The following is an 8,224-nucleotide window of genomic DNA, read 5'->3' as shown; positions in this document are numbered from 1 at the left end:
AGGCTTTCGCGGTCCTGCATTATCTTTCCGAAACGCTCTGAGAGCTGTTTGGCCGTATCCCCGCTGACCTGTCCTGATACAATATTTCCAACAATGTTGACAATCACGTCAGCCTGCTCACGGCCGTAATCCTTACGAAGCTGGCTGAAGTCCTGAATCCCCAGACAGGTGCTCACTCTGTTGCTTCTTGCCGTCGCAATCAGACTGTCTATATTGTTGAGATAGATAGTGGGGAACTCGTCAAAAATAAGGCTGCTTTTGAGTTTTCCCTTCTGGTTTACCTGTTTGATGAGACGGCTGACAAAAAGGGAAAGCACTGCCCCATAAGTCTGTATTTTCTGCGGATTGTTTCCCATTGAAACAATTTTCGGATCAGATGGATTATTAATATCGAGGGTAAAATCACTGCCCGAAAGCACATAATAAAGCTGGGGCGAAGAGAGTTTAGCCAGCGAGATTTTAGCCGAAGCAATCTGCCCCTCCAGCTGGTCGACTGCCTCGTTCAGGAACGCACTTACAAAGGGATTGATCAGCACTTCGATTTCTTTTTCGGTTCTCAGAAGAGTGAAAAGACTTTCGTAATCGGTCTGGATCATTTCAATGACATGGGGCAGGGTGCAGTACTCGCCATCGCTGTATTTTCTAAGGTACCAGATGACCGCCGTCAGGAAATTTATTGGAGATTCCACAAAGAAATCTCCCTGTTTTTTGATCCATTCCCGATTGAGCCCCATAAGGATAGTGCGTGCCGATTCAGCAGCATCGGTAATGTCGGTCATTGCCGCTGGGTCCAGAGGATTGCACCTGTGGGTTCTGGATAGGTCATCGAAATTTATGATGTAAAATTTGGGCTCCACGGCATAAAGATGACGGAATTTCAGCCAGGCATTATAAGCAATAATAGTGAGGTCGTCGAACTTAAAATCATAGATGAACATGGAAAAACCTTTAGCGATGTGCTGGGTAATTACATGGCGGATTACGAAGTATGATTTTCCAGATCCGGGAGTTCCTGGAACCAGAATCCCGCGGAAGGGATTTATGATGTTAATCCAGCTGCTGCGCACTTTGTCTTTGAGGTGATAGCGGGCAGGAAGATTAACGGAATACTCATTTTCGATAAGCCTTTCCTCTTGAGGGAAAGTTTCATTTTCCTTATTGAAAATATCTGCTGAGGAGAGCTTTCTGCGGATAATGCGAGAGAGTAGGGTGCCGCTGGAAAGCGACAGCAGATAACCCAGAGAACACAAGGAAATATACATAACAGAACATACTTCAGTATCCGCAAATATTATAAAAGCGATATAAGAACCAAAGTAAAAAATCAGTCCAAGGCCGATATAATAAAACGCGGTTTTAAAATGCAGTTTTTCATCTTTTCTTCCTCTGGCGCCCATAAGGGAAATAACCAGCAGTCCAAGGGCAAAAAGCTTTGATTTATGGAAGCTCTCCAGAAGGCCGGTTCGATGGATATTCTCCAGAATTCTGCAGGCAAAATCAGGCGCAAGGTTCCACTGCCTGAACGAATCGAAGCAGTAAAAATAAAAATGGATGAGCAACACTGCGATGCCCATCAGTCTTGTCATGTCTAAAATCTTTCTAAGCGCCTGTTCATTTTCTCCTGTCTGCATGCTCATGATTTCTGCCTGTTAATTGTTATCGGAAGGTCCTTTTCTTTTTCTTTTTTTTCGCTTGTTTTTAAGCTGTTTGGGAACGTAATCTGACGGTGTTCCTGCATACAGCACATCATCAATTATCCGCTGCACCTCGGCTGCGGAAATAAAAGATCCCTGACTCTTAGCTGTTCTGTCTAAAACAGCCGACTGTTTTCCAAATTCAGAAGATCCGCCAATACGCTCAAGGAGTCCTTTGGCTGCATAAGCAGGTCCCAGACTGCTTCCGTTGAATACGCATCTTGTGTTATGATCTATGTAGGTCATGCCGTAGATCAAACCGTTCTCATTTTTTCTGGCTACAGCGGTGATACCCTGATTAGCCAGCCGGGTTTCAAGCTGCGAGAGCGTGATGGAAGGGTATTTCAAGAGCAGCAGATCCACGGCATTTCGGGTTCTTTTCATGTTTACCGCACGCGAAGTTTTGGACGCAGCAAAATTAATTTCAAGCTGGGAAAGGGTAGGCTTGGAATAAAAACTGCTGGCTTTTATCGGAACCCCGACAGTCTTTTTATTCCCGTCCAGAATCTGGTAGACCAGCCCTTTGTTCTGAAACATTTTTGAATTTTCCTTTCCCCTTTCTGCCTTGACGTTATAGAGGTTCAATACTGCGTTGAGCTCGCCCAGCGTGGTATATTTGTAATTCGGAATGACCGCATTCAATACTGAGCTGATGGCTCTTTTGGAATCCATCGCCCCATATTTTATTTTTTCCGCATCAATGGCGTTAATAAGCGCAGGACTCTGTTTTTTTCTCGAATCTGCCCGAATCAGATTAAAAGAGATTTCCAATTCTTTCCGAGCCGATTCAGACTGGTTTCTTCCAATGTTGTGCATGTTGATCCTTGATCCGTCTGCTCTAACATTTATCGAAGCAATATGGATATGCGGATGTCCTGCATCGTGATGCTGATAAACCAGATAAGGCTGCGAGCCGAATCCAATTTTCTCCATATAAGAAGAAGCAATCTGCATGAGTTTTTCTTTTGATAAATCCGTGTCCGAGCGGTCAAAATTCAGTGAGATATGCACTGCGGAGCGCTTGATATTTTCATTGAGCTGAAGCTGTTTTAAAAATACGCCGATCTTAAAATTTTCTGACATTTTTTCAAGATCCATCGGATAATTTCCCTCGCCGATGCACACAGCACAGCCTTGCGAAACTTTGTTCTCATTGTAGAAGAAAATGCCTCTTATCGATTGTCCTGTATTTATGACTGCAACCATTTTTGAGCGAGATTTTCAATGCTTTTTTTTATTTCTTCAATGAGGGAAAAATATCTGTTCCTGTCTGATTCAAAAGACAATATCCATATTCTGAAATCGGAAATTTCAAAAAGGGTATGGAGTTTTTTAACGCTCTGATTGAAATTATTGCCCATGAAATTCAGCTGTGTCCGTAGCTGGATAAGCTCCTGCAAAAGCTTATCTAATGACTCATTTCTGTACTTCATTACAATGGGTTTACGCAAGAGATTTCTGCGCACAAAATCACTGCGTTTGCGGCAGACTGATGCCTTGAAATTTTTATCAATAAAATCCAATTCTTCTTTGGTCAGCCGGATGTGGAGCCATCTGTTTCTGCCGCTGTTTTGCTCTTCCATAATCTTCTCTTTTTCATTCTATCCATTTCATTATATCTGAAAGTTTTACTGCCAGCGAGTTCCGAGCAGATGGGCAGCAAGATTTTTGGTTGTGATACAACCAGACATCTTGCTGACTGCAGAAAGCCGCAGTACGAAAGCTTTAATAAAGCCCCTTAGAGCCATATTTTAAGTTTATGTGAAGGTCTTACAGTTCCTTAATCATGTAAACCAGCTGCTGTTAATCTTCACCCTTTAATCGCGCACTAAAAAAGGGCTTTGAAATTCAGTATTGGGCTTAAGATAGAGCTAAATTAGAAAAGGATGGCAAGCCCTGCAATCCTCCCCAAATTTTGAGTAGGGTGAATAGGGAAGATCCTTTTTAATTTTACACTGAGCTAAGTATTAATTTTTAAATGATGAATTATGATTACAGCAAATGATGTAGCCAAAGTATTTGAAACCATTTTAAGTACACCAGGAATGAATGAGACTGTGAAAATGGATCTGAAAATTTCACGAAAAAATGTGCTCCTGTTAAGCCATCTCATACAGGATGGTCTGAAGATCAGGGAAGGGTCTTCGATGCTTTTAGAGAGTGTAAGTGAACAGAGGAAAGCAGAACTGGAGAGCCTGTCAGAGGAGTTCCTTCAGAAAGCTGGTCTTATAGACGTTCATGAAAAACTTGCAGAAATCAGCGCTTCGATTAAAGGCTGATCCCAAAACAAACATTATTAATAAATGCCTGCACGATTCTTACAAAGTGCAGGCATTTTTTTTTGTATCAGCTAAAAAGTAAAATTGCCTGATTTTCAAAGATTTTGGCTTGATTTTTAAAGTATGTATAAGAATTATCTCATTTAAATTTGTAATGGATTATAAAACAAGCGACAGTTTTAAAAAAGCGTAGTTTAACACAAATAAATCACTGAGATATGTATTCAAGCGACTTAATAAAGAAGAATATGGTATTGACGATATCTTACCTGTATATCTTATTATTTGTTTATGCGGCAGTGAGCAAGCTACTAGATTTTGAAAATTTTAAGGTGCAGATAGGGCAGTCTCCTTTGCTGAGCATTTATGCCCATTGGGTTTCCTGGTGGGTTATTATACTGGAGCTTCTTACTGCATTCATTCTGGCAGTTAGTAGATTTCGAATTATCGGTCTTTTAGCAGCCCTCTGCCTGATGAGTATGTTTTCGGCTTATATATTTATAATTCTTCATTTCAGCTCTTTTATACCCTGTTCCTGCGGAGGAATTTTGGAGAAGATGAGCTGGAATGTTCATCTTGCATTCAACTTCATATTTGCCTTATTGGCAGTCTGGGCGATCCTACTGGAACAGAAGAGAGAGCAAGGGATTACTGCCTTTAAAAGCATGAAGCTTATTTTACCAATTATTGTGCTGAGCATCGCTTCTGTCACTGTTTTATTTATAAGTTCAGAAAAGGCAATCCATGAGAATAATCCTTTTATCCGAAGGTATCCGAAACATCCGGTTGAGTTTTCCTCAGCAGAGCAGCTCAACCACAATTCCTATTACTTTGCGGGATACGCAAACAACCGAATATATTTGGGTAACTACATGTATCCTGCGGCGATAATTTCAATGGACCAGAACCTGCGCGACAGGAAGCAGATAAAAATTAATCTGGATCCTGAAAAAATACCCTTCAGTATGGTAAGCATCACTGTGAGGAAGCAGTATTTTTATGTTTCTGATGGCAGCGTTCCGATCATTTTAAGAGGTGATTTAAAAACTTGGACTATAGATCAGACGTTCGAAGGAGTTCCTTACTTTACTAAAGCCGTTCCCATAGACAGCACGCGGACAGTATTCAGGTCAAACAATTCAAAGGGGCTTGAAAATGTCATCGGAATCTATGATCTGAATGGCATACCTAAGGTCTCCTATAACAGAGGGCTGTTGCAGAAACAAATTGACGGTATTTTTGATACGGACGGCACGCTGCTCTACAGCGAGGATGTGGCAAAGGCGGTTTATCTCTATTATTACCGCAATGAATTCATTACAGCGGACCCTAGAGGAAAACTCATAAGACGCGGTAAAACCATCGACACGGTTAGCCACGCAAAATTAAAAAGCGCTGTACTTGAAAACGGCAGGCAGCATGCCATGTCATCGCCCTCTTTTGTGGTGAATGCAGATGCGACTGTTCTTAAAAATCTACTCTTTGTCTATTCACGCGTAAAGGGCAGGTATGAAGATGAAAAGCTTTGGAAACGATCCTTTATCATTGACCTGTACAATATAAATACTGGGGCATACCTTTTCAGTTTTCCGATTTTTCAGACGACCTCCAATACCCTGAACTCATTTATGGTAACCGAAACGCATCTATATGCCATCATCGGCAATGATCTGGTATCCTACCAGTTAAAGAGTCAGATAAAGAAAGAGATTAAAGATATAGAAAATTTACCGGCGCCGGTGACAGGAAAGAGATCGAAACCTGTAGAAAAAGTAGATCGAAATACAACTCTAAATTAAATATCATGAAAAAAGCAATTTTAAAACATGTTATGCCTTTAGCGGCAGGAGTGCTGGCAATTGCGGGAGCATTTACCACCACTTCAATGCAGAGTGCGGCAAAAGCGGAAACTGCCGCTCTGCAATGGGGATATATTCCAGATTCGGATGGAAGCTGTGATACACCGCCGATCCAGTGTTCTGATATAGTCAAACCGCAGCTCTGCCGCCTGAATGATCTTACGGGTCCGATAGCTTATGAGAAAGACAATGAAAATAACTGTGTCAGACCTTACTTTCGTGTTGTAAACGGACAGTAGTTTTTCTTGTAAAAGGAGAATGCAGTCCCTAAAGGACTGCATTTTTTTTTGTCTTCATAAATTAGTTCTAACGGGTTCCATCCGTAATCCATTTAGCAGAGCGGTCGTCTTTTAAAAAATAGGCAAACCAGTCCAGAATCCTCAGCGTAATGTCCGTCTGATTTTCTGGTTTCATCAGCACATGATCTTCCTCTGGATAAACAAGCAATATGCTTTTTTTCTTAAAACGGCGCAGTGCCAGATACAATTCCAGACTCTGCGAATAATTTACCTGGGCATCTGCTTTACCGGTCCAGATCAATAGCGGATTTTGAATTTTTTCAGCATGGACAATCGGTGAATTTGCGTGATACGCCAGTGCCAGTTCGTTGGGCGGTCCCCCCATGTTCCAAAGCTCTTTTTCAAATCGCCACATATTGGGGTTGCCGGATCTACCTACGCTGTAATAAAAACTGTTCAGGTCCGTAATTGCCCCGCCTGCAACAGCCGCTGCAAACATTGGTGTCTGGGTCACTATGAATGCCGTTTCATAGCCTCCGAAAGAGTGTCCCATTAGACCTTGCCGAGTATATAAAGTATCTTTTTAAGACTGTTCGTAAATTTTTTGGTGAAGCAATTGTGGTAACTCAGGAAGTGGAAGATATTATTTCTTCGCCTGTGGTAAAACAGGCTATTATCAACAACAGCGACTGCAAGATCCTGCTGGATCAGAGTAAATATCAGAATAAGTTTGACCAGATTCAGGAACTGCTTGGACTTACAGAGAAAGAAAAGGCACTTGTTCTGTCTGTAAATAAGGCCAATGATCCATCAAGGAAATATAAAGAAGTATTTATCTCTCTGGGAGGGATGCTTTCAAAAGTCTACAGGACAGAAGTTTCGCTGGAGGAATATTTAGCCTATACAACAGAGGAAAGCGAGAAAGTGAAAATGAATGCCTATGCGAAGAAGTTTGGCGGGGATATCAAGAAAGGAATAGTCGCATTGGCTCAGGATATCAAAAATGGAATTAAATGAAAAGGAAAGATGAAAAAGAAATTAATTATCAGTTTGGTCTGCCTGCTTTTGGTAAGCACCCCGGCAAGACCTGCTGAGAAAGTCATGGCGCTGCCGATATTAGAGATTGTAAAGGCTGTGACCAAGAAAGTAATCAAAGCAATCGATCTTAGAATCCAGAAACTGCAGAATAAGACGATCTGGCTTCAGAACGCACAGAAGCAGGTGGAAAATGTCCTATCCAAATTAAAGCTTGATGAAATCTCGGACTGGACTCAGAAACAAAAAGATCTCTACAAAGGCTACTATGAAGAGCTGGCAAAAGTAAAATCAATTATTACCTACTACCAGAGGATAAAAGAGATTACCAAAAAGCAGACACAGCTTGTTCAGGAATATGAAAGAGCCTGGAATCTTTTTAAGCAGGATACCCATTTTAAAGACAGCGAAATCCAGTATATGGAGCGCGTTTACACTGGAATACTGGAAGAAAGTGTGAAGAATATCGATCAGATTTTTTTGATTCTGGATTCTTTTGCTACTCAAATGAGCGATCTAAAACGTCTTGAAATTATCAATAAGGCTGCAGATCAGATTGATGCAAATTACAATGACCTTACCATGTTTAACCAGCAGAACATACTGCTGAGCCTGCAGAGGGCTAAAACGGAAGCAGATGTAAACCAGGTGAAACAATTTTACGGAATTCCATAATTCAATAAAAAACATGAAAAAGATAGCTGTAATACTAACAACGCTCTGTGTTTTTAGCCATAGTATGACCGGGCAGGCAAAGCAGAGGAAAGAACTAATCCTTCAGATAGCGGCGCTTCAGGTCTATATCGACTATGCAAAAAAAGGATATTCGGCAGTATCAAAGGGACTCAATTTTATTGGGGATGAGAGAAAAGGAGAACTCAGCCTGCATGGTAATTATTTTACCTCACTTTTAAAGATCAATCCAAAGGTGAGAAATTATTATAAAACCGCAGAGATCATTTCCATGCAGTTTAAAATAATGAAGCTCTGCCGAAAGACTCTGGAAGATCTTAAAACTGCTGATTTGTTTCATGGGACTGAACTGGACTATATAGAGAGGTCTTTTGGGAAACTGCTGCAGAACTGCAGCCAGACTCTCGATGAGCTGCTGGCTGTTA

9 protein-coding genes and 1 pseudogene are annotated in these 8,224 nt (G+C 41.3%); 6 read left to right on the top strand and 4 right to left on the bottom strand.

Features of this window, described 5'->3' with window-relative positions:
- The 3 genes from mobC to GSY47_RS12330 all read right to left on the bottom strand — a co-directional run.
- On the bottom strand, positions 1–1,637 hold a 1,637-nt coding region (gene mobC, locus GSY47_RS12340; RefSeq protein WP_317197926.1), incomplete at its 3' end, for a conjugal transfer protein MobC.
- Positions 1,638–1,649: 12 nt separating this feature from the next.
- Entirely contained in the window at positions 1,650–2,900 is a 1,251-nt protein-coding gene (locus GSY47_RS12335) for a relaxase/mobilization nuclease domain-containing protein (RefSeq protein ID WP_219071188.1), read from the bottom strand.
- Positions 2,885–3,277: a plasmid mobilization protein gene (locus GSY47_RS12330; protein WP_219071189.1), complete on the bottom strand. Its 393-nt coding sequence runs from the start codon at positions 3,275–3,277 to the stop codon at positions 2,885–2,887. Before GSY47_RS12330 ends, GSY47_RS12335 begins: the two co-directional genes overlap by 16 nt.
- A gap of 405 nt (positions 3,278–3,682) precedes the next feature.
- Between GSY47_RS12330 and GSY47_RS12325 the strand changes: the two genes are divergently transcribed.
- From GSY47_RS12325 to GSY47_RS12315, 3 genes are all read left to right on the top strand, one after another.
- Complete coding sequence (locus tag GSY47_RS12325; protein ID WP_219071301.1) at positions 3,683–3,973, top strand: hypothetical protein; 291 nt, start codon at positions 3,683–3,685, stop codon at positions 3,971–3,973.
- A 218-nt stretch (positions 3,974–4,191) separates the two neighbouring features.
- Positions 4,192–5,772: a MauE/DoxX family redox-associated membrane protein gene (locus GSY47_RS12320; RefSeq protein ID WP_219071397.1), complete on the top strand. Its 1,581-nt coding sequence runs from the start codon at positions 4,192–4,194 to the stop codon at positions 5,770–5,772.
- 5 nt (positions 5,773–5,777) lie between these two features.
- Complete coding sequence (locus GSY47_RS12315) at positions 5,778–6,071, top strand: DUF6520 family protein (RefSeq protein WP_262902439.1); 294 nt, start codon at positions 5,778–5,780, stop codon at positions 6,069–6,071.
- A 67-nt stretch (positions 6,072–6,138) separates the two neighbouring features.
- On the opposite strand, the gene GSY47_RS12310 is transcribed toward GSY47_RS12315, so the two are convergent.
- On the bottom strand, positions 6,139–6,624 hold the full coding sequence (locus tag GSY47_RS12310; RefSeq protein ID WP_219071395.1) for an alpha/beta hydrolase family protein: 486 nt from the start codon (positions 6,622–6,624) through the stop codon (positions 6,139–6,141).
- Between the two features lie 5 nt (positions 6,625–6,629).
- Between GSY47_RS12310 and GSY47_RS12305 the strand changes: the two are divergent.
- The 3 genes and pseudogenes from GSY47_RS12305 to GSY47_RS12295 all read left to right on the top strand — a co-directional run.
- Positions 6,630–7,088: pseudogene (locus GSY47_RS12305) on the top strand (TraG/VirB4 family ATPase); the annotation flags it as partial.
- Positions 7,089–7,097: 9 nt separating this feature from the next.
- Positions 7,098–7,781 (top strand): conjugal transfer protein TraI, encoded by a 684-nt coding sequence (locus GSY47_RS12300; RefSeq protein WP_219071393.1) that lies wholly within the window; start codon positions 7,098–7,100, stop codon positions 7,779–7,781.
- A 13-nt stretch (positions 7,782–7,794) separates the two neighbouring features.
- Positions 7,795–8,224: hypothetical protein (locus tag GSY47_RS12295; RefSeq protein WP_219071318.1), on the top strand; the 430-nt coding region annotated here is incomplete at its 3' end.

The sequence above is a fragment of the Flavobacterium quisquiliarum genome, from assembly GCF_019308285.1.
Taxonomy (GTDB): domain Bacteria; phylum Bacteroidota; class Bacteroidia; order Flavobacteriales; family Flavobacteriaceae; genus Flavobacterium; species Flavobacterium quisquiliarum.
Note: the sequence above shows the minus strand (reverse complement) of the source record. Positions and strands in the feature narration are given on the sequence as shown.